Genomic DNA, 22,735 nt, shown 5'->3' on the forward strand with positions numbered 1-22,735 from the left:
CAATGCCGACCAGGCGGGCAATGCCAACTACCAGGCCGCCCCAACGGTGGCCAGGAGCTTCGCCGTCACCCAGGGCGGCCAGACGATCAGCTTCACGCAGCCGGCCGATACGGCGCTGACGGCCGGGCCGGTGATCTTGACGGCGACGGCGACCTCGGGCCTTGCGGTGAGCTTCACCTCGACGACGACGGCCGTGTGTACGGTGAGCGGCAATTCGGTGACGCTGGTCTCTGCCGGCAGCTGTTCGATCAATGCCGACCAGGCGGGCAATGCCAACTACCAGGCCGCCCCAACGGTGGCCAGGAGCTTCGCCGTCACCCAGGGCGCGAACGTCATCACATTTAATTCTCTGCCGAACAGGGCCATCGGCGGCGGATCTTTCACTGCGTCGGCAAGCGCGAGTTCCGGCCTGACCGTGTCCTTCGTCTCGACGACAGCATCGGTGTGCAGCGTTTCAGGATCGACAGTTTCCTTGCTCGCGGTCGGCCAGTGCACCATAGAAGCGAGACAGGCTGGGGATACCAACTATGGAGCGGCCACTCCAGTGGACCAGACTTTCTCCGTAACTCAAGCTGTCGCCTCGATTTCACTGCAAGCACCGGCGACAAGCCTTTCCGGCTATCCGGTGACGCTTAACGCCACTGTCAGCGGCGTTGGTCCGACTGGAACGGTAACCTTCAGCGACGGTAACAAAACTCTTGCGACCGTGGCCTTGAGCGGTGGGGTTGCCTCTTTCGTCACATCAGCACTTTCGGCCGGCAAGCATGACCTTTCAGCAGCTTACAGCGGCGACACACGCAACTTGCCGGCAACGTCGGTCGTCGTCTCCGTGACGGTGACTTCGCGACCCGACCCTTCACAGGATCCGGACGTCGTCGGCCTGATCAACGCTCAGGCTTCGGCCATGGAGCGTTTCGGCCAAACCCAGATGGACAACATCCAGGATCACATGACTCAGCTTCACGGCGATGATGATGAGGGTCCGGTATCCTTCGGCATGTCGATCCAAACTCCACAAACCGAAAGCACCGCGGCCCAGCAGTGGTTTGGAGACGATAAGGATACGGCACTCAAGTTTGCCGAGTCAGCTGATGCATCGCCGAGCGCCAACCCGCTATCGCGCCCCACGAGCACGGTTCAGGAGCAGCAACTCTTTCACGTGTGGACCGCGGGGTCTGTCAGTTTCGGTTCAATCACGCCATCCGGCAGCGCGGAAAACTCATTTACGACACCTGGCGTCACGGTAGGAATTGATGCGCGCGTCATGGAGCATCTCAAGGCGGGCATAGCGGTCGGTTACGCATCCGACAAGGCAACGATCGGGGACGACGGCACTCGCAGTGACGGCAAAAGCATTTCGGTTGCCGTCTATGGTAGCTATAATTTTTATCCGTCGACGTTCCTGGATGTGATCGCTGGGTACGGCCATGAGAATTTCGCCTCACTCCGCAACTCCTCGGACGGAGGCGTATTTCTGCAGGGCGAGCGCGGCGGGTACCAATGGTTTGGATCGGCCACGCTTTCCAACGAAATCAAGTCCGATGCCTGGCTCGTTGCCCCTTACGGTCGTGTCGACGCTGTCCGCTGGACCCTCGACCCTTATACTGAAACCGGTTCATCGACCTGGGCGCTGAGCTATCAAGGGATGAGCACAACCGCAGTGAGAGCAGCTTTAGGCTTGCGCATGAGTTATGATGTCCCAGTCGACTGGGGGAAACTGACCCTGGATGGGAACCTCGAAGATGTCTATAGACTGTCAGGTGACTACAATCAGGTGCTTGGCTACGCGGACCTGACCGGAAGCTCCCCCTATTCGGTTGCTGGAAGCGCGAATTCGACTAACCAGGTCACTGGCGGGTTGGGCGTTACGGCAAAACTGGGCGCGGTCAACTTACGGGCCAAATACATGCTCTCTCTCGGGAGCAACTGGCATGCACAATCGCAGAGCGTCACTGGCAGTATCGGCCTCACATTCAATTGAGCCTCGCAATCTCGATTGGAAAGACGATCTCCCGTTCCGCGTCGGCAACGCCAGCAGGCCTTGTTCGCCGGGCGACTGCTCTCCGAACGAGTAGTCGCAAAGGCGTGCGCAGGGTTGCCGCCATCGCTTTCGCGACGCGCTTGGTGACCACACTCTTCAAAAGGACTGATTAGCTGTGGTACCGAGATTACCGATGACTGCTTCGGCGTAAACTACGACCGCCAGCATTCTCGCCGCTAACGTCTGCTTCCGGGGAGGCGGCGAAGCTGTTTTCTACGGCCGAAATCAGCCGCATAGCAGCCGTTCAACAAACGCACATGCGAAGGTGGGGCGCCGCCTCAGCCCTCACCGTCCCGTCATCGAGGAGCCTCGACAAAGAATGAATAGTGCACCGGCAGCAAGCCGATCAGCCCGCCCACAATTCCCAGACGTTCGGGCGTTCGGTAAGCACGCCAACTGGCACGTCTTGCTTCGCGTGCCGCTTCCGCAGTGATTGCCGATGTCGGTAACCGGAAGCCGCAGAAATGCGCCATCGTCGAGAAAAAGGGTGAGCCTGACCGAGGTTTTAGAATTTTCGGTCACATCTCTTGAAGGCGTCAACTTGTTGATAAAATTTGTAAAACGCAGGTTTACAGAAGTCTTGATTCCGCATCACCGAATGCATGCATCATGGAACAGAAACTGCTAAATCCTCGCGAGATGCAGAACCCCCGGGCGGGAGTGGAGGCGCTTCGCGTTTCTTTTCACAGTTGAGCACTTCCCGCGCGTTGTCTAACGCAGAAGCGGGAAGTCTCCGTCTCTCCCGGACTTACGCCTTGGCGGCGTTCTGTGCAGCCTCGAACACATCTCGTGCGGACGTCGTACCGGCTACGTGCTCCGTACTCGCGGCGCCGAGGTCCATCCATCCCGCGTTCACGGCCTCGAACATTTCTTCGGCAGGTCCGGAGCGGCCCTTGGGGATGCCGAATTGCTCGAAGGCTTCCGCCCAGCCTGCACGCGGGATTGCAAAGGCTTTCACGTCGCGATTGAGGACTTCACCCAACTGCCCCGCGACGTCATCGGCGGTGACCATCGAACCAACCTCGATGACGCGCTGCCCTGACCACGCCGGCCCGGTCAAAACGGATGCGACCTCCGCGCCGATGTCGTTCGTCGCGACCATGGTCGATTTCCGGTTTGTCGGATTGTAGTAGACCGGTAGCGTTCCGCCTTCGGCGACCTGCAAGCCGTAGAGGAAGTTTTCGAAGAACCCGCCGGCGCGCACAAATGCGATTGGCGATTTCAGGTCGCGAAGACCTTGCTCCAGAAGCGACAGGGCCGTGATCACCCCGTGCCCGCTGGTTCGGTTCGCGCCCATCGACGAAAGCGCAACCACTCGCGGCGGCGCTGCCTTGGTGAGCGCCTCGACATAGTTTGCAATCACGCCCTTTGCTTCTTTGTAATCGGGCGAGGGCGCCCAGACAGGGGGCAACATGACGAACGCGCCTTCGACGCCTCCGAGCGCTTGCTCGATGGCTGCCGGATCATTCCAATCGCCCTCCACCAGCTCCACGCCCTTGTTCGCCCAGTTGGCAGCCTTCTCGCGATTGCGGACGAGCGCGCGTACATCCTTGCGGTGCGCCAACAGATGTTCTGCCGTTGCGCCGCCAACTTTTCCCGTGATTCCCATGACTAGAAACATGTGTTTTCTCCTGATGTCGGGGGACAGGGCACTGCCCCGGTTGGTTCAATGGATGAGTGGTAGAATGGCCCGGACTCGGGGATCGCGCAGATAGAGGCCGCCCCACGCCAGCGCGCCCAGAAGCAGGGAAATGATCTCCGGCGGCGATCCCAACTCACCAATGCGGACGTGGGCGCAGATGGCGCCGCCCAAAAAGCCCGTTACCAGGATCGCGCCGAGGACGGCGGTGGCCGGAATGGCGTAGAGGATGGCGCAGGCGAGTATGATCGGGCCCATGACACGGGTCAGGTCCATCGCGAACCCGGTTTCCTGCAACATGCCCGCGATCTGTGCCGGCGCGAAAAGCTGAATGGTGCCGTCTGCCACCAGAGCGATAACGACAAACGCGCTCATGATCCGGCCGGCCCACAGGGCGCGATGCAAGGTCACGGTTTCGGCTGCCTGACGCGGGTTCATGGTTTCGGACACTTGTCGTTCTCCGATGGGGAGATCCCATATCCGAAACTTACTGTGCCTCCTGAGTGTGATAAACACCGAGAAAATGAACCAACTGTTCTCTTTATAAAAAACAATAGAGGTACGAAAATGCAGAATCTCGAGCACGTCCTCATTTTCATAACGGTAGCGGAAATGGGCAGCTTCACCCGCGCGGCCGATAGCCTGGGCATCCAGAAGGGGAGGGCCTCGACGGCGGTCCGGAAGCTGGAAGAAGACGTCGGTGCCAGGCTCCTGCACCGCACCACGCGCAGCGTGCGCCTGACGGAGGACGGGCGCGCGTTTCATGCCCGTGCCCGCGATCTGCTGGCTGAAGTCGATGATCTGCACTCGATGTTCGCCGGCGATCGCGTGGCGCTTCGCGGGCGCTTACGGGTCGATCTTCCGACCGAAGTGGCGCGCACGACGATCGTGCCGGCCTTGCCGGAGTTCATGGCGGCTCACCCCGAGTTGGAGCTGGAGGTGTCGAGTACCGACCGGCAAGTCGATCTGGTTCAAGAGGGGTTTGACTGCGTCTTGCGACTTGGTCCCATCGGAGACGAGACGCTGATTGCCCGCCCGCTGGGCCTGTTGCGCATGGTCAACGCCGCCAGTCCCGCTTATCTGGCGCGCTATGGCGTCCCTCGGTCGCTGGACGACCTCCAGCGCCAGGAACATCGGACAATTCATTTTTCGACGATGCTGGGCGCGAGACCGCATGGATGGGAATATCCGGACGGCGACGGCTACTCGACGCGTCAGTTGCCAGGCGCGCTACACGTCAACAGCGCGCAGACCTACGACGCTGCCGCCGTCGCCGGCCTTGGCCTGATTCAAGCGCCGCTTCTGGGGATTGGCCAATACTTGAAGAGTGGAGCGCTGGTGGAGATCATGCCCGATTTGCGTCGCCGGGCGATCCCCGTGTCCTTCGTCGTAGCACATCGCAGCAATCTGTCGCGCCGCGTCCGCGCATTCATGAAATGGATCGAAGATGTACTGGCGCCGTATCTCGAATAGCGGGACGAACATCTTCGTCCCGCCTCGAAATCAACATTCTGGGTATGTCTGCCGGTCGGCGGCCCGGCGGGCCAACAGAATGCGACACCGAAACCGGCGGGGCCGACATGAGATATCGCTGCTCGCAACCTATCCGGGGCCGCCCGTCTGGACGAAATCGGGGAGAGAGGAACCGTCCCTCTCTCCCCCAAGACCTCACGGGCGAACGCGGATGACCGTTTTCCCCGCGCGTCGCTCGGTCGAGTTGAAGGCGGCGATCGCCTCGTCGAGAGGAGCGACTTTGCCGATGTTCGTCCGCAGCCGTCCGTTCCGCACCCGCTGGACGATCTCGCTCAGCTGGGCACGATCGGCTTCGACGACGAAGTCGACCGCCAGGCCATCCACGGGCCTCGCCTCGGCCGGGCCGACGACAGTCACCATCGTGCCTCCGGCTCGGATCAGCGCCGCGGACCGCTTCTGGATGTCGCCGCCGATGACATCGAACACCAGATCGACGCCGCGCACGTCTTCGAGGGCGTCGTTCTCGAGGTCGACGAATTCGTTTGCGCCGAAGTCGAGCGCCTTCTGGCGGTCGGCAGAGCGTCCGGTGCCAATGACGTAGGCGCCGGCCTCTCGTGCGAGCTGCGTCACCATCGACCCGACGGCGCCGGCCGCGCCATGCGCAAGGACGCTCTGCCCCGCCTGAAGACGGCCGTGCTGAAACAGTCCCTGCCACGCGGTCAGGCCCGAGATCGGCAGGCTAGCGCCCACCGTGAAGTCGACATCGCCCGGCAATGGCGCGAGGTTGCGGGCCTCGATAGCGATATACTCCGCCAGGGTGCCGTCGCGATACCAGTCGGCGAGGCCGAACACCCGCTGGCCCACCGACAGTCCCGTCGTACCGTAGCCCAGGGCGGTGACCACCCCGGCCAGCTCGTGCCCGGGGATCGATGGCGTCCGGTCGCCGTCGACGCGATCGGTCCAGGTCGAGGGCCACGTCAGCTCGGTCGGGACGAACCCCGACGCATGGATCTCGACGACGACATCGTTTATCGCCGCCTGCGGCTCGGGCCGCTGCACCACCTTCATCCCGGCCGTTCCTGCAGCCTGGTCCGTCACTACGATCGCTTTCATGGGAATTGTCTCCTCAGACATTTGTTGGTTCGGGGTAATTTACGGGCGTGGAAGGTCTTCGATCTCTCACGCAATCAGCCATTGGCGCGGCGCCTTCCACGAGAGCGGCAGTTCTTGCCATCCTTGTCTCCGTAAGATCTGGAGTTGCTGGGGATTATGCAAAGTCCAGGACATCGGCCACCGGCATGCGCGGCTTCTGCGGCCAGTTGCCGGCTCGCTCCGGGCCGACGGTCAGCAGCATCACCGGCACTTCGTCTTCGGCCAGGCCGAACTCGCGGTGCACGGCCTCGGCGTCGAAACCGATCATCGGCGTCGAACCCAGGCCCAGCGACCGGGCCGTGTAGATGATCGCCGCGGTGCCAAAGGTCGCGGAGCGTACCGCCTCGTCGCGCTGGCGCCGCGGCTGATCGTCATACAAACCGCGAGCGGGGATCTCCCATTCCGGCACCAGGTGCGCCGGCATGATGCCGGCCTCCACCACGGGCGCCAGGCGGGCTGGGACGGTGCTGGCATCGGCCAGCCTGCCGATGATGATGAAGGTCATGGCCGCATCGGTGATCGCCGGCTGATTCCAGGCGATCGGGCGCAGCCGTGCCTTGGCTTCCGGCGAGCGTACGGCGATGAAGCGCCAGTTCTGCAGGTGGAAGGAGGTTGGCGCGGACGTGCCGATACGCACCAGGTCGCGGATTTGGTCGTCGCTCAGGGTGGCAGCGGGATCGTAGTACTTGGCGGCGCTGCGGCTTAGGATCGTTTCGATGACGGCATTCGTCGCGAAAGCGTTTTCGCTCTTCCCGGTTTGCGCGAAGATCTGGGCGGCTACGCGGGTTGCGGGTCCGGTGGTGGCGAGGCAGTTCATTGGATGGCTCCCTTATCAAGTGATTGCGGAGCCTAATCTACGGGGAAGAATGATTATTTCGAGGCTGAATTAGCTCAATGTGATGCGCGAAAGGATCAAATTGCGCTTTCTCGATTCCGGACCGCGCGTCTTACTCGCCCTTGTGCGCCAGTCGCCGCCACTCCCCCGGCGTCATCCCCGTCCTTTCGGCGAAAACACGCCGGAACGCCGAAACGGATTGATACCCGACGGTCTCGGCCACGGCCTCGGTGCTGATCGCCGGCTTCTTCAACTCGTTGGCGGCCAGGCTCATGCGGAGATCGGTCAACAAATCGAGCGCGGAGCGACCCAGCTTGTCCTGGAACTGGCGCATGAACGTAGCGCGCGACATCCCGCACAATTCGGCCAGATCGGGCAGTTTCCAGGGCCGTGCCGCATCGGCGAACATCGCGGAAATGGCTGGAGCAAGCCGGGGATTGCCGGCCAGGGCCAACAAGCCTTCGGGGGCTTTCCCGGATTGGCTCGCCGCGCGCAGTACCAGTGTGAACAGGGCCGAAGAAAGCGCGTTGAGAATGGCGCGTCCTCCGGCTCTGTCTCCGGCGGACTCCATTCGCATCAGCGTCACCAGGCCGGCCAGTTGGCTGGAGGCGGAGCCGATGCCGTTTTCTTCATCGCCGTCCTTGGACCGCGCCACCAGATCCGCAGGCAGGTAGTTGCGGACCAGCCGATCATGGGGTGGTGCGATAAAAAATCGCCCACACAGCAGATCCAGTTGCTCGCCCTGGCCATCATTCTCGCTCAGCATCCATCCGGCAGCCCCCCGCCGTTGCTGGGTAGGGATTGGTATTTGCCCGCTGCCGTCGTGCAGCACATGCGCCGCGCCGTGAGGCAGCAGCACAATATCTCCACTCACCAGCTCCCTTGCTGCTCTCGTGTCCGGATCCTCCAAAATGGCCCGGCCCCTGACGATGACATGGTAGGGAATTTCGTTTGCGGCAGCCTTGCTCCAGGCAATGCGCCACGGCGCACCGTAGGCGCAGCGGACCTCGAGCTGGCCGGTAACGGTGATGATTTGCAAGAGATGGCTGAGCCAGTCCACTTCAGACATTGGACCTCGAAAACCGGAATGGTGAAACATCTTATCGCAATTGTGCACTGGTTCTATCTGTCGCTCACATTTCGACCGCGCCTGGATGGGAGCGAGCACCGGGCGCCCCACGATCGGAACAGGGCCTGTATCAGGCGTGCGGTCGAGTGCGGATTCCTTTCGCCCTTCAAAACGGATGCACGACCCAACCGCGCAGGCTATATTGTCGCATGGGGCCGACGTCATCGAAGGGGAGGGCATGACATGCAGGCAATGCCGATAGCGCATCACGTCGCGCAACCCGAGGTCGTGCCCTCCGTGACCGGCTATCCGGCCGCCGTCCTGTGCTGGCTGCTTTCGGCTGGCGTCTATATCGCGGCCAAATGGGTGGCGCCTGAAATGCCACCCTGGGGCCTCTGCTTCTGGCGGCTGACGCTTGCCTGCGCCATCCTGCTGCCGATCGTGCACCGTCATCACGACGCGATGATCGGACTGTTGCGAACGCGCGTCGTGGAGGTCGTCGCGGTGGGGGCGATCGGCCTCACCCTGTGCCAAGGTATGATCTACCATGGCCTCAACGACACCGACGCCACCACGGCCGGCATCATCATGGCGCTGTCGCCTGTCATGACGATGGTGCTCGCCCGTTTCGTGCTTGGCGAGCCGCTCGGGCTGTGGAAGTCGCTAGGCGCGCTGGTTGCGCTCGCCGGGATGATTTTCATCGTTGCCCACGGCAACCTGACGGCGCTGCTGCAACTCAAGTTCAACGCCGGCGAGCTGTGGATCGTCGGCAGCGCGTTCTGCTGGGGCCTGTACACCGTGCTTTTGCGCCGTGCCAAATTCGGCATCGAACTCCTGCCGATGGTCGTGCTGCTGCTCGGCGCTGGTGCGCTGGTCGCCTTGCCGTTCCATGTGTGGGAATTGTTCAACGACGAACGCTCCGCCATGGACGTCCACAGCATTCTCGCGCTCGCCTATCTGGCAGGTCCGGGCGGCGCCTTGATGTACTATCTCTACAACAAAAGCGTGGAAACGCTCGGCGCGAGCCGAGCGAGCATGCTGCTCTACCTGCAGACGGTGTTCGTCGCTGTGTTAGCCTATCTGCTGCTCGGCGAGGGCTTGCACGATTACGATCTGGTCGGCGCGGCCTTCATCGTCACCGGCATCGTACTCGCCACCGTGGCCAAACCCAGGCCAGCTCAACCACGCGTGGCGTAGATAAATCGAAGGTCAGGGCGGTTCACTGTCGAAACAGGCGCGCAGCAAATGCAACCCTTCTTCGATGCGGGGCGTCGGAATGGCGCCATACCCCAGCATGATGCCGGCTCGCGGTATGGCGTTCACGGCGAACCGTGACAGGATCTGGACGGCGACGCTGCGATCGGCTGCGCGGCGGGCGACCTCGGCGATCCGGTCCGCCGACATTTTCCGGGCAAGAGCGGTGAGATGGAGCCCCGTTGTCGATGGGATGAGCTCGAGATGCCCGGCAAAATCATTGGCGATGGCGTCCGCGATGATCTGGTGCCGTTCCCGGTAGATCGCGTTCACCCGACGGATGTGACGCGCAAAGGCGCCCTCATCGATGAAACGCGCGAGCGCTGCTTGCGCCGGGGTCGATGAATGCCAGTCGCTGACGAATTTCGCTTTGTGCACGGCCGCTCGCAGCGATGGCGGCGTCAATATGAAGCCCAGCCGAAGCGTCGGCAGCATTGTCTTCGAGAAGGAGCCGACGTAGATGACCCGGCCTTTTGCGTCGAGCGTCTGCAACGGCTCGAGGGGACGGCCTCCGAAACGGAACTCGCTGTCGTAGTCGTCTTCGATGATGGCCGCGTTATTTCGCTCGGCCCAGGCCAGCAGCGCCTGCCGGCGCGGCAGCGTCATCGTCACCGAAAGCGGAAATTGATGAGACGGCGTGACATACACGGCTCGGACTCCGCGCGGTAGCGCATCAACGACCAGGCCCTGGCGATCCACCGGTACACCGACCACACGAATACCCAAGGCCTTGAACAAATGCCTCGGAGGACCGTAGCCCGGATCTTCAATGGCAATTGCATCGCCCGGTGCCAGCAGGACGCGGGCCAGGACATCCAGTGCCTGCTGCGTACCGTTTGTGACAATGATGTCGTCCGCAGCCGCCCCGATCCCTCGGGAGATGCCTATGTGCCTGGCGATTGCGACCCTGAGATCGTGATGTCCGGCGGGATGCTCGTAAGTGCCGGCGGTCGCTTCGCCCGAACGCAGCGCCCAAACCACCGACCGCCGCCACGCCCCGTGCGGAAACAGCGAAGCATCGCAAAACCCGGCGTGAAAGTCGAACCGAACCGGCTCGAATGCGGGTGGTGGGGCTATCGCCTCCCAGATCTGGCGTGGCTGGAGCACGCCGGTAGATCGGCGTCCGGTCTTTTCTCGCCCGGCCGGCACGACCAATTCGCTGATGAACGTCCCAGACCCCTGCCGGGATGTCACGAACCCTTCCGCGGCGAGCCGTTCATAAACCACGGTCACGGTGGCACGCGACACGGCAAGCGTCCGCGCCAGTTCGCGGCCAGGCGGCAGAGGGTCGCCGGGCCGCAGCCGTCGATCCAGAACGGCGCGCCGTATCTGACGATAAATCTCGCCGCTGAGATTCTTGCGCCCGACCAGGCTTATGTGAAAGGCGGTCATTGTTCAGCAACTGGAATTGGTCTGACGCAGGCACTGGAATTCAGCCTGCCACCAGTCCTCCTGCGTCCTGCGCTGGCTTAGCGGTAGCGCCTTGCAAGTGTCGTCATGCCAATTGGAATTGGACTGGCCAAGAATCCATGAATTGGCACTTCTATCGGTCCTCTAGCCTCCTTACCATTGCTTCGGCGGCAAGGGAAGAAGCGGATGGCCGGCTATGGGAGGCTGAAATGCCTCGAGCGGAGACTCGAATCCATCACCCGTCGAGCGTGCGACTACCTTGGTCTGTGCCGAAAACCACAGTCGCGGCCCTCAAGACTTGGCAATTATCCGTCTCAAGAGGTCGGGCAATCGCGGATTTGTCCCCCGAGCTGTTGAGGGACATTCGGGTCCATGCCATCGATCTGCCGGACCACGGGGCCGATCCTACGCCGGTCGCCAGGGCTGACCCTATTGCGCCCCATCGGCGCGGCCTTGCGAGCACAAGGCCGCCGCCGCGTGCTGGTGGACCATTCGATCGGCGGCATTTTCGAAACCCGCGCCGTCGAGATCACCGCGCGGCTCGGAAGCTGCGGACCAATCGTCAACATTTGGGGAGAGTGCCATGCCCAACCATCAGCGCTCTGCTACGCGCACGACAACACTTGCCCACCAGCCCGGTTCGATCCCGGGCGAGACAGGGCTGCGCGCGGCCGACCGACCAATCGTCACCAAGCAAGAGCTTCCTTCCGCTGTCCCACTGATGGCGCTTTCGACCGGTTTCTGGGCCTTCAAGACTCTGGCCGCCGCGCACGAGTTGGACCTCTTCAGCCGCCTTGCGAGCGGCGCCGCCGTCACGGTTGCCGGTTTGGCGGAAGCGCTCGGCCTGCATCAACGACCGGCCGAGATGCTGTTGACCGGCTGCGCTGCACTTGGGCTCCTGGAGAAAACGGACGGCCGCTATCGCAACACGCCCTTAAGCGAAACTTATCTCGTGAACGGTAAGCCGTATTACTTCGGTGGCTTCGTGCAGATGGCCGACAAGCGACTCTATGCGGGCTGGGGAAGGCTTGCAGAGGCGCTGCGCACGAACCGGCCAACCACATGGGATCCGGCAGTGCAATCCTCGATGTTCGAGGGCGAGGATCCTACGATGCTGGCGCTTTTCTGGGAGGCGATGCATTCGCTTTCCACGATGACCGCGCGCAAGCTCGGCGAAGCCGTGGATCTCAGTCATTTCCGCCGCCTCCTGGACATCGGCGGCGGCTCGGGCGCGTACGACATCGAGCTTTGCAAACAATATGGGGCGCTGCGTGCGACCGTGTTCGACTTGCCGCATGTCGCCGCGATCGCCGCGGGAAAGATCGCCGAGGCCGGCTTGACCGACCGCATCGAGACCGCGGACGGCAATTTCTTCGAACAGCTTCCCGGGGATCACGACGTGCATCTCCTGTCGATGATCATGCACGATTGGGACGAGGCGAAGAATCGCGCCCTGCTGCGCCGATCCTTCGAGGCTTTGCCAAGCGGCGGCGCGGTCGTCATCAGCGAGCTTCTCGTCAATGATGAAAAGACCGGCCCGGCGCTGGCCGCGCTGATGAGCCTCAACATGCTGATCGAGACGGAAGGACGAAACTACACCCCGGCCGAGTATTCGGCGTGGCTCGAGGAAGCCGGATTCAGGCACGTCGAGACGGTCTGGTTCGATGCTCCCGCCGCGAACGGCGCCGTGATCGGCCGCAAACCGTAAGGCGCAACGTAGAGCGGATCAGGTGCGCCGCAATCGGCTGGCCGGGCTGCGTAACGGCAGCCCCCGACGGGAGCACGACAAAGGTCATAGGAGAAGCCAAGAACAACCAAGGGAGAAAACCATGTTTCCAGCGTCAGTTCGTCTCGCATTGCTCACGGCCTCGGTCGTCGCCCTTCCATCATACGTCGCCGTGGCCGACGACGCGCAGGTCGCGCGTGGCGAGTACCTGGTCACGATCGCCGGCTGCAACGACTGCCACACGCCCGGCTACTTCTTCGGCAAACCCGATATGTCGCGCTTTCTTGGCGGCTCGGATGTGGGCTTTGAGATACCTGGCGTCGGTGTCTTTCCCGGTCGAAACATCACGCCCGACAGGGAGACCGGCATCGGCAGCTGGACCCCGGAGCAGATCGTCGCTGCGATCCAGACTGGCCAGCGGCCGGACGGCCGCACCCTGGCGCCGATTATGCCCTGGCCTGCTTTTGCGCATCTCACAGCGGACGATGCCATGGCCATCGCGGCGTTCCTGCAAAGCGTGAAGCCGGTAAGCAACAAGGTCCCGGGCCCGTTCAAGCCTGGCGACACGGTGTCGACATCCATGATGCGGATCATCCCGCCGGGCGGAACCGCTGCCGCTGCACCGAAATAGGCCGAAAACCGGCCTTCCACCGGACGTCGTGTTCGACGCCGCCCGGCGTCGTCCCGGAGCATGGCCAAAATGGCATCCGCGCCGGCCTCGCCATTCGCGGCCAGTCCCCACAACCATTTGCACACTCGGAACTGACGGCGGCAGATGCCGCATCCGCGCATCAACTGCTTCGTGCAAGCGCGCCGATGCTGTCGAGCAGCGGCTGTTGGTCGCCGACCCAAAACCAGTGGTCGTCACCGGCGATCTCGATGAACCGCGCGCCCGGGATCCCGGCGGCCAGGAGCCGCCCTGCCTCGACGCGCACGGCGCGGTCGCCGGACCGGTGCAGGACCACCGTCGGGGCCGAGACTTTTGCGAGCAGGGAACGGACATCGGTATCACGCAGCGCTTCGAGCAGACCCGCGACCGCGCCGGGGCTGGAGGCTGCCCTGAGCAATCCCGCCCACCAGGTCTCCGCCTGGCGGTCTCCGGAGAGGCTGGGGGCGAAGGTCTCGATTTCCGCCGGGCCGCCCCAGCCGGCGATCAGCCGCTGCTTCCACAGATCGTATTGCGCGGCGGTCAAGGCGAAGGGATAGTCCGACGCGCGGCTGCCTTTCGCGAGCGAGCCCCACAGGACAAGGCCGATGAGCCGATCCGGATGATCGATGGCGAAACGGACACAACCCGGCCCGCCTTCCGAGGCGCCGATGAGCAAGGCCCGGCTGCTGCCGGCCGCGTTCATGACTGCCAGAATATCCTGCGCTGTCGTTTCGACTGTGGCACGGACACCGACACGGTCGGAAAGTCCCATGCCGCGCCGGTCGAACAGGATCAGGCGGCCCAAGCGCGAAACCGCTGATATCCAGGCGCGGCAGCGTCTGTCTTCCCAGATACGCTCGACATGCGAAATGAAGCCGGGAACAAGCACGATGTCCGTCGGTCCGCTGCCGACGATCTGATAGGCGAGATGGATGCCGTCTACTTCGACGTAGCGCGTCCTGGGCACGTCCAAAGTGACATCTTGAGTTGGCTCCCGCACCAGGGCAAGCGTGGCCGGGTCCGGCGCTACGCCGAGTTCGTCTCGTAACAGCCGGACACAGCTTTCGGCCTGGCGCTCGGCTGCCGCCCTGTCCCCGGCCGCCAGGTGGGCGCGGATCAGGTGACGGTGCGCACTTTCGCTCAAGGGGTCGAGTGCCGCCAGGCGCGTCGCATGCACCACCCCGCTGCGTGGTTCGCCGCCGGCGATCTTCGCTTCGATGGTACGCTCCAGCGTCTGCACCAGTCGGCTACGCAAGGCCTCGCGCCTGAAAAAGACCCATTCGTCGAATTCCGGACAATCCGGGAGTGAGAAGCCGCCGAGATAGTCGCCCTTATAGATGTCGGCCGCCTCGTCGAGCGGGCCGACATTGCAGGCATGCTCGAAAATCTTGGAGTCGAGCTCGACGAAAAGCGCCGGGTGTAGGCTGAGGGATGCCCCCGTGGCGGCGATGACCTCCGTGCCGAACGCGATGCGAATTTTATGCAGTGTGCGCCGAAGGCGTGCTCGTGCGGCTTCTTCGTCGGTTTCGGGCCACAGAAGCGTGGCGGCGACCTCGCGCGCCACGGGCCCGCCGGCCTCGGCGACATAGATGAGGAGCGCGGCCGCCTTGCGCAAGGCGAGCTCCACCGGCTGCCCGTTCAGACGGAACTCCGGAAACCCCAGAAGTCGGAACTCCAATCTTTCCATCGACCCGTACGCGGCCGAGCGGGGACGTTCAGGGGACGCCGGCCTTCTATCCATCCCACGACGTCGGGCCGATCGGGCCCGATCAGGAGACTCCTTGGAGCGAGAAATGTCACCGGTCAATACTCTCAGCCAGCATTGCACGTCCGAGGCCATTGCCGGGGGTGGCGTTCCCATCGGCGTCAAGAACGCAGGGAAAGGAGGCTGAGACATGTGCCAATCCTGTCTCTCCTGGTACGCACGCTGCATTGCTCCCTACCTCGTCCACGCCGGCTGTTCGGCAAACGTGTTCGCGCGCATGCGAAGGCGCCTGATCCCGCGGGCGCAGGGCATTGTCGTCGAAGTCGGCTTCGGGTCCGGCCTGAACCTTCCCTATTACGACGCCGCCAGGGTGGAGCGGCTGGTCGGCATCGATCCCGACGGCACGATGCTTGGCCTGGCCGAACCGAAGATCCGTTCCCTGCCGTTCGACGTCGACTGCATCCGGGCCAGCGGCGAAAGGCTGCCCTTGATCGACGGCCTCGCCGACACGGTCGTCGTCACCTATGCCTTCTGCACCATTCCCGACCCTGACGCGGCGCTGACCGAGATCCGCCGCATATTGAAACCTATGGGCCGGCTGATCTTCATCGAGCACGGCCAGGCCGAGGGGCCGCGCGGCCGCAGATGGCAGGAGCGGCTGAACAAGCCGTGGGGACAGATCGCCGGCGGCTGTCATCTCAACCGCCAACCGCTGCACTTGATCCGAGAGGCGGGCTTCCGCATCGTTGAAGAGGAGCGGGGGCGGTTCCCGCTGCCCTTCTGGCAATTGGGAAGCCACTACGCCGGCGTCGCGGTGCTCCGACAGGGTGACGGGCCATCACCCCAGGCCAGATCGTGCATTACGAGGTCCCACGCACATCCGCTTCCGCGCGGAATTGCCGATGACGGTCGTCGGCATCCCGTTCCTGATGCGCGAGGTCACAGAAGATGGCGTGAGGGACAGCTTCTCGCACCGGAGTTAGCCGACATTCAAACCGCGTGCATCCACGTCTCAGATGGGGCTTTGCAACCCTTCTGTTATCAGCGTTCCGATCATTGAATCATAAACCGCGAGCTGAACGGCAGGCTGGCTGCGCCGACGGCTTTCGGGCTGATGGTCACCCGCGCTGGCAACGCTTGGACAGCGGCAAATTCCCGGCCGATATCGGCGCACAAGGCCTTGGCGATTTTCTGCGGCGCATAGCTGGACAGGAGGACCGTCCTGAACTCGACAAACTGGGTCAGCGCCGAGATCGATGCTTTCAGGCGGTTTGAGCATTCCCCCAGCCATTCGGTGTAGGCCTCTCCAAGATCAGGCCACTCAGGGCTGCTGCTCCAGATGATTTCGGACGAGCGTCCGCGCATGGCCAGTTCGCTTTCCAGGCGCATGAGGCCATGATCGAAGCTGGCACTGGAGTTTCCCTTATAGATCTGGTGGTTGAGGATGAGCCTGCTCTGCAGCCTAGCTCCGAGATAGAAGAACAAATAGTCGTTCAGCGGCTTTGCGACGCCGAACATGCTCTCGCCGCCGGCCGCCGCGGTGATGTCGTTCTGGACGAAGACCGGCAGCTTGATCTGCTCTTCGATCTCGCTTTGCAAAGCCTTCAGGGACGTGCTCGATCCGTTGCCGGTTGCAGCCATGGCGTCGACCTCATCGGGAACGGCCAGCCCGATACCCGCGACCCGGCTGCGCGCCTCGACCGGCAGGCTCGTCATGGCTTGCCTGATCGTCGCAAGCAAATCGTTGTTTTGCGGAAACGGATTGGCTTCATCCGCGGGCAACTGCGTGTGGAAGCGCACGGTGCCGATGAAGTCGATGAGCGCGATGTCGATCCTGCGCCGGCTGAAGCCGACGCCGACCGCGTAGGCACCTTCCGGGTTGAGTGAAAGCGGGATGGTGGGGGGCCCGACACGGCCGCGCTGCGCCTCGCCCTGCGAGACCAGCCCTTCCTGTTCGAGGGAGCGGACGATGACCGAGGCCGTCTGCGCCGACAGACCGGTCTTCTCGCCGATTTCCATCCGCGATATGCCCTCGTTCTGAAGCAGCAGCGACAGCACCAGACGCTCGTTGTAGCTGCGCACGCTCAACGCGTTCAGCCCGCTCGCACGATCGGCGATGCGCAAGGGATTGGGTGGTGCAAACCTCATGTCAGGCAAGGGTCGCCCCATCGGTAAGAGCGCATTGCCGGGCGGCGGTATGGTTGCTCATGTCGAGCGGCTCCAGCCGATCGCATCGACCGCGCGGGCGAGTGCGATGCCAAGCAGTCTGTGCGCTTCGGCATCGATGTGAAATCCGTCCGCTTCGCTGCAGGACACCACCGAGCCAGCATCGAAAAAGTGCAGTTCGAGCGAATCCGCCAGCACCTCGAACTCGAGCGCCAGCAGCCGCGATTTCTCCGGTGCGCCGGCGAAGATGGACTTCCACTCCTTGACGTCGTCCTGCATCGGCGGCGGTGCGACGATCATGATTTCGGGTGTGGTGCCGCCCGGACCGGGCGCCAGTTCCTTGATGTCGTAGACAAGGCAGCCGATGCCCATAGCCACTTCCGACGGCGGTTTGTTGAAGCGGATCTTGAGGTCATTGGTGCCGAGCATGATGATGACGAGGTCGAGCGTCGCATGGCTCTGCAGACAGGGGCGGAGATAGGTTCTACCGTTCTTGTGTGCCCCCTCGATCGGATCGTCGTGGACGGTGGTTCGACCGCTCAATCCTTCCTCGATGACATACCAGTCGGGGCCTAGCTGAGCGCGCAGTATCCCCGGCCAGCGCTCAGCCGGGCCATAGCGCTCGAGCGGCCCCTTGCCGGGGATCTGGCCGTGCGTGTTGGAGTCGCCGTAGCACAAGACTGATCGCATGATTTTCCCGCCGGGACTGACCGCGCGCCGGTGCAGGACGAGCGCTCTTCATGATGAATAGCGGAGTGGCGAAAGGCAAGCAACGGAATAGTCATTCAACATGACTAACTATTGACAGGTCAAACCCACTATGCTTCTAAAGTGCCCGGAGGAGTTCTCGACCGTCATCATTGTCCAGCCGAAATTGGGCCTCGACACACATGTGTTCGGGGGCGGGAGAATTGCGTGCATAGGTCGGTTCGCGACGACAAGCATGCATCGGGAGAGCGTCTCGCGGCCCGTGCGCGTCCGTACGGCCGGAGCAACCACAAGGAGGAGTTCAATGTTAGGATTGCTGAAAACCGTCGGGCTGGGGATGCTCGTTGTATCAGCGCTTGCCGTAACGTCCCTGGCGCACGCGGAAGATGTCAAGCTGATGGACGGCGTCGCGCCGCGCCCCGACGACACGCGCATGACCGAGGCCGGCGCATTCAAGAAGGATCCCCCTTGGGTCATCGGAATGAGCGACTTCGGCGTCAACGCCAACACCTGGACCGTGCAGGTCGCGCATGAGGCGGAAAATGCCGCGGCAAAGGACAAGCGCATCTCGAAGTTCATCCTCCTCGATGCCGGCTTCGATCAGAAGAAGCAGGTAGCCGATATCGAGGATCTGATCGCCCAGCATGTCGACGCGATCATCGTTCAGCCGGTGACCAGCACGTCGGCCAACGCCAGCATTGCCAAGGCGGTCGCCGCCGGCATCCCTGTCATCCTTCACACCGGCCGCATCGATTCCGATGCCTACACCACCGAAATCCAAGGGGGAGCCGAGCACTTCGGCAAGGTAATGGGCGACTGGCTGGTGAAGACCGTTGGCGACAACGGCAAGATCTGGGTCCTGCGCGGCCTTGCCGGCCACCCGGAAGACACCAACCGCTACAATGGGCTGCTGGAATCGCTCAAGGGCACACATGTGCAGATCATCGCCGAGGAGCATGGCGACTGGCAGTATGACAAGGCCAAGAAGCTGTGCGAGACGCTCTATCTGAACAATCCGCAGGTCGACGGCATCTGGTCGTCCGGCGCCGACATGACGCGCGCCTGCGTCGATGTCTTCAAGCAGTTCGGCACGCCGATCCCGCCGATTTCGGGCGAGGGCAACAATGGCTATTTCGGCCAGTGGATCACGGATGGATTCAAGTCGATCTCTCCGGAATACAGCCCGGCCCAGGGTGCTGCCGGCGTGCGCGCCGCTGTAGCCCTGCTCGAGGGCAAGCAACTCTACAAGCGCTATGTCTACAACCCTGATGGCTGGGACAAGGACAAGGCCGCGAAATACTATCGCGACGACCTGACGGCCAATGTCTGGTGGCCGAGCGAACTCCCCGAAGACAAGCTCAAGGAATATTACGGCAAGAAGTGACACGCCGTGGCCGGCGGGGAGTGGACAAGCGTCCCCGCGGGCCCTTCCAGTGGTGAAGCGAGGGTTTAGTGGCCAATCTTATCGAGATGTCGCACATTTCGAAGGCATTCGGGGGAAGCAAGGCGCTCCACTCCGTTTCCCTCGATCTGAAGGCCGGCAGCGTTCACGCCCTGATGGGCGAGAACGGCGCCGGAAAATCGACCTTGATGAAGATCCTGGCGGGCGTGTATCAGCCCGATTCCGGCGGGATCTTCATGAATGGGAAAAAGCTCGATCTGAAGTCACCGCGCGCCGCGCTCGATGCCGGCATCTCGACCGTTTTCCAGGAACACTCGCTGCTGCCTAATCTGTCGATCGCCGAGAACATGTTTCTCGGCCGGGAGCCGACGAACCGGTTCGGCTCGATCGACTATTCCGCGATGAACAGCCGAACCGCCAAGGCACTCGGCGAACTCGGTCTCACGCTAGACTCCTCGCAACTCGTTTCCAACCTGACCATTGCCGAGCGGCAATTCGTCGAGATCGCGCATTGCATCCAGGCCGACGCCGGCGTGCTTATTCTCGACGAGCCGACAGCGGCGCTCAACGCGGCCGATGTCGATGTGCTCAACCGCAATATCCGCCGCCTGCGCGATAGGGGAAAGGCAATCGTCTACATTTCGCATCGCATGGAGGAAATCTTCGAGCTGTGCGACACTGTGACGGTGCTGAAGGACGGCGCACTGGTCGGCACCAGAACGGTGTCCGAGATCACCGCAGACGAACTCATCGCCATGATGGTCGGGCGCGAACTCCAGGACCTGTTCCCAGATCGCACGGGCGACAGGGGCGGCGAAATCCTGCGCGTCGAGAATCTCAGGATCACCGAGACATCGCAGCCTCTGTCGCTGACGTTGCACAAGGGCGAGATCGTCGCCCTCGCCGGGCTTGAGGGACAGGGCCAGCAGCGCTTCCTGCGCTCCTTGATCGGCCGCTACCATCCTTTTGCCGGGACGATTTCCATTAGCGGCAAAACGCTCGACATGCCGCTCTCGACATCATCAGGCGTTCGCCATTTGCAGCAGCTGAAGGTCGGTTTCGTCCCCGAGGACCGCAAGGAGGAGGGGCTCTTTCTCGCTTTGCCGATCGCCCACAACATCGCCATCGGATTGCATTCGAGGCGACGCGAACTTGCGCCGGCGCGGCCCTATCGAAGCGTCGTTGCCAGCATGATGGATGTCATGAACATAAAGGCGACAGGGCCGTCCGCTCCGGTCGGTTCGCTGTCGGGCGGCAATCAGCAAAAAGTGCTGCTCGGGCGCTACCTCGCCGCGGATCTCGATCTTCTCCTGGTGGAAGAGCCGACCCGCGGCGTCGACATCGGCGCCAAGTCCGAGATCTACCATCTGCTGCGCGACTTCACCCGCAAGGGTGGCGCGGTGCTGGTGCTGTCGCGCGAGACGATCGAGCTGATCGGGCTGTGCGACCGCATCTATGTCGTCCACCACGACACAATCGTGGCCGAAATGCCGGCAGCACAGGCGACGGAGCACAAGATCCTCGACGCGGCCCTGACGGGCGGCTCGGCGCGCCGGCACTAGGGGCCTTCCATGTATCGTAGCCTGTCCAACATCGTGAGTGGCCGGAACACACGGCAGGGCCAATGGGGTCTTCCATTGTTGGTTGCCTTGCTCATTTCGCTGTGGCTGTCGGTTCAGACGACGCAGTTCGCAACGGCCGAAAACCTTTTCAACCTGGTTGCGCAGGCGATGCCGCTGGTCATCGCGGCGGTCGGACAACTCGTCGTCGTGCTCGTCGGCGGGCTCGATCTATCGGTCGGCTCGGTCATCAGTTTCACGACGGCGGTGCTGGCGCTCGACCAGCCGGCGATCGTGCTGATCCCGGCGGTCTTCGTGCTGGCCGCATTCATCGGGCTGATCAACGGCCTGGCGATCACCCGTTTCAACGTCCATCCAATCATCGCCACGCTATCGACGCAGTACATTGTCCTTGGCATCACGCGCATCTTGCGTCCCGTCTCCGGCGGCACCGTTCCGGAGATCGTCATTGCTGCCGTCTCAGGCAGTTTCCTCGGTATTCCTTATCCGGTCTTTTGGGGAATCGTCGTGATGCTGTTGGCCTGGAAGCTGCTCTACGGATCGCGATACGGCCTGCATCTGTTTGCGATCGGCGGCGGCATCGCGTCGGGGGCCGAAAGCGCTGCCCGCAATTTCGGCGTCTCCGATCGCCGAAACATCATCCTCGCCTATGTGGTCTGCTCCTGTTTCGCGGCCGTTGCCGGTGTCTTCCTGGCCGGGCGCATCGTGTCGGGTGATCCAAATGTCGGGTTGCTTTTCGAACTCGACACGGTCACCGCCGTCGCACTTGGAGGCACCCAGCTTTCAGGCGGAATCGGCAGCCTGCACGGCACGGTGATCGGCGCGCTTGTGATGGCACTGCTGGCCAATGGCATGAACCTCGCCAACGTCTCGCCCTTTGTCCAGACGGCGATCAAGGGCGGCATTCTCTTGGCCGTGGTCGGGCTGCAATCCCGCAAGAAGATGGGGCTCTGAGCGATGACTGCCGTTCTCGCAAACCCGATCGCCCGGCGTCTGCTTCGCATACCGCCGTCCTACTTTGTCTTCCTCGTGCTTCTGGCCACGCTGTGGGTCGCACGGCCGAACATGCTCAACCTCAACATCATGGGCATCTTCATCAGGCAGATCGTTCCGCTCGGCATTCTCGTGCTGGGGCAGCTCGTCGTCATGCGCGTGAAGTCGATCGACCTCTCCGGCGGCGGCATCATCCTGCTGATCAACTATTTCATCTCGTCGGGCAGTTTCCCGGGCGCGTCGCTGCCCTTCTTCGTCGTACTGGCGCTCGCCACGGGCCTCGTCATTGGCCTGTTCAACGGCTTCATGATCGGCATCCGGCGGGTGTCGGCCGTCATAGTCACGCTGGCCGTCAGCATCATCCTGGTCGGACTGGTGCAGTTCCTGTCGAGCGGCAATCCACCCGGCGATGTGCCGAAACTGTTCAACGACCTCTACAACACGAAGTTCCTGTCGGTTCCGACGCCGGTGCTGTTCTGGATCATGCTGACCGCCGCGGTGTGGCTGCTTCTGTCGCAGACAGTGTTTGGTCGTTACGTGGCCTCTGTCGGCGAGAATGCCGAAGCCGCCCATTTTTCCGGCGTGCCGGTCCAGCGCACGGTCATCCTGGCGCATACGCTCGCCGGCCTGATCGCGGCGATCGCGGCCCTGGTACAGACAGGTTCAATCGCCGTCGGCAGCGTGCGCGTCGGTCTCGACCTGCCGATCCTGGCAGTCGCGGCGACAATCCTTGGCGGCGTCGCCTTCGGTCGCGGCGACGGCGGCGTCTGGGGACCTTTCTTCGGCTCGCTGTGCTTCGCGCTTTTGTTCGTCGTGATGACGGTGCTCGGCATCGACGAACCCGGCAAGCTCATCGCCCAGGGCGTCATCATCCTCGGCGCGGCGATCTTCTATGGAGTGCGCGTGCGAACGCCATAAATCGAAACAGCCAAA

Annotated in this window: 19 protein-coding genes; 10 read left to right on the forward strand and 9 right to left on the reverse strand. The window is 62.7% G+C overall.

Going from position 1 to position 22,735, the window contains the following annotated elements; translation table 11 throughout:
* The coding region (locus FJ428_RS00005; RefSeq protein WP_140878715.1) for an autotransporter domain-containing protein at nucleotides 1–1,981 on the forward strand (1,981 nt) is incomplete at its 5' end.
* Between the two features lie 808 nt (nucleotides 1,982–2,789).
* Here the strand turns inward: FJ428_RS00005 and FJ428_RS00010 are convergent.
* Together FJ428_RS00010 and FJ428_RS00015 are read right to left on the reverse strand one after the other, a co-directional pair.
* On the reverse strand, nucleotides 2,790–3,662 hold the full coding sequence (locus FJ428_RS00010) for an NmrA family NAD(P)-binding protein (protein WP_140878716.1): 873 nt from the start codon (nucleotides 3,660–3,662) through the stop codon (nucleotides 2,790–2,792).
* Between the two features lie 45 nt (nucleotides 3,663–3,707).
* Nucleotides 3,708–4,130, reverse strand: a complete 423-nt coding sequence (locus FJ428_RS00015; RefSeq protein WP_140524788.1) for a DoxX family protein — start codon at nucleotides 4,128–4,130, stop codon at nucleotides 3,708–3,710.
* Nucleotides 4,131–4,247: 117 nt separating this feature from the next.
* Between FJ428_RS00015 and FJ428_RS00020 the strand changes: the two genes are divergently transcribed.
* Complete coding sequence (locus FJ428_RS00020; protein ID WP_140498353.1) at nucleotides 4,248–5,153, forward strand: LysR family transcriptional regulator; 906 nt, start codon at nucleotides 4,248–4,250, stop codon at nucleotides 5,151–5,153.
* A gap of 195 nt (nucleotides 5,154–5,348) precedes the next feature.
* Here FJ428_RS00020 and FJ428_RS00025 read toward each other — a convergent pair whose 3' ends face one another.
* The 3 genes from FJ428_RS00025 to FJ428_RS00035 form a co-directional block, all read right to left on the reverse strand.
* Nucleotides 5,349–6,266, reverse strand: coding sequence for an NADP-dependent oxidoreductase (locus FJ428_RS00025; RefSeq protein ID WP_140498352.1), 918 nt, complete (start codon nucleotides 6,264–6,266; stop codon nucleotides 5,349–5,351).
* Between the two features lie 154 nt (nucleotides 6,267–6,420).
* Nucleotides 6,421–7,122, reverse strand: coding sequence for a nitroreductase family protein (locus FJ428_RS00030; protein ID WP_224519068.1), 702 nt, complete (start codon nucleotides 7,120–7,122; stop codon nucleotides 6,421–6,423).
* A 130-nt stretch (nucleotides 7,123–7,252) separates the two neighbouring features.
* On the reverse strand, nucleotides 7,253–8,209 hold the full coding sequence (locus FJ428_RS00035; RefSeq protein ID WP_140498351.1) for an AraC family transcriptional regulator: 957 nt from the start codon (nucleotides 8,207–8,209) through the stop codon (nucleotides 7,253–7,255).
* A gap of 243 nt (nucleotides 8,210–8,452) precedes the next feature.
* Here FJ428_RS00035 and FJ428_RS00040 point away from each other — a divergent pair, with 243 nt between their 5' ends.
* Nucleotides 8,453–9,406 carry an EamA family transporter gene (locus FJ428_RS00040; RefSeq protein ID WP_140498350.1) on the forward strand — a complete coding sequence of 318 codons (954 nt, stop codon included), beginning with the start codon at nucleotides 8,453–8,455 and terminating at the stop codon, nucleotides 9,404–9,406.
* 12 nt (nucleotides 9,407–9,418) lie between these two features.
* Here FJ428_RS00040 and FJ428_RS00045 read toward each other — a convergent pair whose 3' ends face one another.
* On the reverse strand, nucleotides 9,419–10,855 hold the full coding sequence (locus FJ428_RS00045) for a PLP-dependent aminotransferase family protein (RefSeq protein ID WP_140560415.1): 1,437 nt from the start codon (nucleotides 10,853–10,855) through the stop codon (nucleotides 9,419–9,421).
* A 601-nt stretch (nucleotides 10,856–11,456) separates the two neighbouring features.
* On the opposite strand from FJ428_RS00045, the gene FJ428_RS00055 reads away from it, so the two are divergent.
* Nucleotides 11,457–12,581 carry an acetylserotonin O-methyltransferase gene (locus FJ428_RS00055; RefSeq protein ID WP_224519069.1) on the forward strand — a complete coding sequence of 375 codons (1,125 nt, stop codon included), beginning with the start codon at nucleotides 11,457–11,459 and terminating at the stop codon, nucleotides 12,579–12,581.
* A gap of 121 nt (nucleotides 12,582–12,702) precedes the next feature.
* Nucleotides 12,703–13,230, forward strand: coding sequence for a cytochrome c (locus FJ428_RS00060; protein ID WP_140498540.1), 528 nt, complete (start codon nucleotides 12,703–12,705; stop codon nucleotides 13,228–13,230).
* Nucleotides 13,231–13,390: 160 nt separating this feature from the next.
* Here the strand turns inward: FJ428_RS00060 and FJ428_RS00065 are convergent, their stop codons facing one another.
* Nucleotides 13,391–14,935 carry an alpha/beta hydrolase gene (locus tag FJ428_RS00065; RefSeq protein ID WP_140515254.1) on the reverse strand — a complete coding sequence of 515 codons (1,545 nt, stop codon included), beginning with the start codon at nucleotides 14,933–14,935 and terminating at the stop codon, nucleotides 13,391–13,393.
* A gap of 295 nt (nucleotides 14,936–15,230) precedes the next feature.
* Between FJ428_RS00065 and FJ428_RS00070 the strand changes: the two genes are divergently transcribed.
* Nucleotides 15,231–16,013, forward strand: coding sequence for a class I SAM-dependent methyltransferase (locus tag FJ428_RS00070; protein WP_224519070.1), 783 nt, complete (start codon nucleotides 15,231–15,233; stop codon nucleotides 16,011–16,013).
* Here FJ428_RS00070 and FJ428_RS00075 read toward each other — a convergent pair.
* Together FJ428_RS00075 and FJ428_RS00080 are read right to left on the reverse strand one after the other, a co-directional pair.
* Nucleotides 16,007–17,101 (reverse strand): ROK family transcriptional regulator, encoded by a 1,095-nt coding sequence (locus FJ428_RS00075; RefSeq protein ID WP_140498347.1) that lies wholly within the window; start codon nucleotides 17,099–17,101, stop codon nucleotides 16,007–16,009. The two genes, FJ428_RS00070 and FJ428_RS00075, sit on opposite strands and share 7 nt — an antisense overlap.
* Before the next feature lie 57 nt (nucleotides 17,102–17,158).
* On the reverse strand, nucleotides 17,159–17,809 hold the full coding sequence (locus tag FJ428_RS00080; RefSeq protein ID WP_140498346.1) for an SGNH/GDSL hydrolase family protein: 651 nt from the start codon (nucleotides 17,807–17,809) through the stop codon (nucleotides 17,159–17,161).
* Between the two features lie 322 nt (nucleotides 17,810–18,131).
* Between FJ428_RS00080 and FJ428_RS00085 the strand changes: the two genes are divergently transcribed.
* From FJ428_RS00085 to FJ428_RS00100, 4 genes are all read left to right on the forward strand, one after another.
* On the forward strand, nucleotides 18,132–19,211 hold the full coding sequence (locus FJ428_RS00085; protein WP_140560417.1) for a substrate-binding domain-containing protein: 1,080 nt from the start codon (nucleotides 18,132–18,134) through the stop codon (nucleotides 19,209–19,211).
* Nucleotides 19,212–19,279: 68 nt separating this feature from the next.
* Nucleotides 19,280–20,791 (forward strand): sugar ABC transporter ATP-binding protein, encoded by a 1,512-nt coding sequence (locus FJ428_RS00090; protein WP_140878717.1) that lies wholly within the window; start codon nucleotides 19,280–19,282, stop codon nucleotides 20,789–20,791.
* Nucleotides 20,792–20,800: 9 nt separating this feature from the next.
* On the forward strand, nucleotides 20,801–21,763 hold the full coding sequence (locus FJ428_RS00095; protein ID WP_140656607.1) for an ABC transporter permease: 963 nt from the start codon (nucleotides 20,801–20,803) through the stop codon (nucleotides 21,761–21,763).
* 3 nt (nucleotides 21,764–21,766) lie between these two features.
* Nucleotides 21,767–22,720, forward strand: a complete 954-nt coding sequence (locus FJ428_RS00100) for an ABC transporter permease (protein ID WP_140763340.1) — start codon at nucleotides 21,767–21,769, stop codon at nucleotides 22,718–22,720.
* Nucleotides 22,721–22,735 lie beyond the last annotated feature (15 nt).

The sequence above is a fragment of the Mesorhizobium sp. B2-8-1 genome (assembly GCF_006440955.1).
Lineage (GTDB): Bacteria > Pseudomonadota > Alphaproteobacteria > Rhizobiales > Rhizobiaceae > Mesorhizobium.

Coding starts and splice junctions, on each gene's coding strand:
- FJ428_RS00010 (WP_140878716.1), bottom strand. CDS start 3,662: ATGTTTCTAGTCATGGGAATCACGGGAAAAGTTGGCGGCGCAACGGCA.
- FJ428_RS00020 (WP_140498353.1), top strand. CDS start 4,248: ATGCAGAATCTCGAGCACGTCCTCATTTTCATAACGGTAGCGGAAATG.
- FJ428_RS00025 (WP_140498352.1), bottom strand. CDS start 6,266: ATGAAAGCGATCGTAGTGACGGACCAGGCTGCAGGAACGGCCGGGATG.
- FJ428_RS00030 (WP_224519068.1), bottom strand. CDS start 7,122: ATGAACTGCCTCGCCACCACCGGACCCGCAACCCGCGTAGCCGCCCAG.
- FJ428_RS00035 (WP_140498351.1), bottom strand. CDS start 8,209: ATGTCTGAAGTGGACTGGCTCAGCCATCTCTTGCAAATCATCACCGTT.
- FJ428_RS00040 (WP_140498350.1), top strand. CDS start 8,453: ATGCAGGCAATGCCGATAGCGCATCACGTCGCGCAACCCGAGGTCGTG.
- FJ428_RS00045 (WP_140560415.1), bottom strand. CDS start 10,855: ATGACCGCCTTTCACATAAGCCTGGTCGGGCGCAAGAATCTCAGCGGC.
- FJ428_RS00055 (WP_224519069.1), top strand. CDS start 11,457: ATGCCCAACCATCAGCGCTCTGCTACGCGCACGACAACACTTGCCCAC.
- FJ428_RS00060 (WP_140498540.1), top strand. CDS start 12,703: ATGTTTCCAGCGTCAGTTCGTCTCGCATTGCTCACGGCCTCGGTCGTC.
- FJ428_RS00065 (WP_140515254.1), bottom strand. CDS start 14,935: ATGGAAAGATTGGAGTTCCGACTTCTGGGGTTTCCGGAGTTCCGTCTG.
- FJ428_RS00070 (WP_224519070.1), top strand. CDS start 15,231: ATGCGAAGGCGCCTGATCCCGCGGGCGCAGGGCATTGTCGTCGAAGTC.
- FJ428_RS00075 (WP_140498347.1), bottom strand. CDS start 17,101: ATGAGGTTTGCACCACCCAATCCCTTGCGCATCGCCGATCGTGCGAGC.
- FJ428_RS00080 (WP_140498346.1), bottom strand. CDS start 17,809: ATGCGATCAGTCTTGTGCTACGGCGACTCCAACACGCACGGCCAGATC.
- FJ428_RS00085 (WP_140560417.1), top strand. CDS start 18,132: ATGTTAGGATTGCTGAAAACCGTCGGGCTGGGGATGCTCGTTGTATCA.
- FJ428_RS00095 (WP_140656607.1), top strand. CDS start 20,801: ATGTATCGTAGCCTGTCCAACATCGTGAGTGGCCGGAACACACGGCAG.
- FJ428_RS00100 (WP_140763340.1), top strand. CDS start 21,767: ATGACTGCCGTTCTCGCAAACCCGATCGCCCGGCGTCTGCTTCGCATA.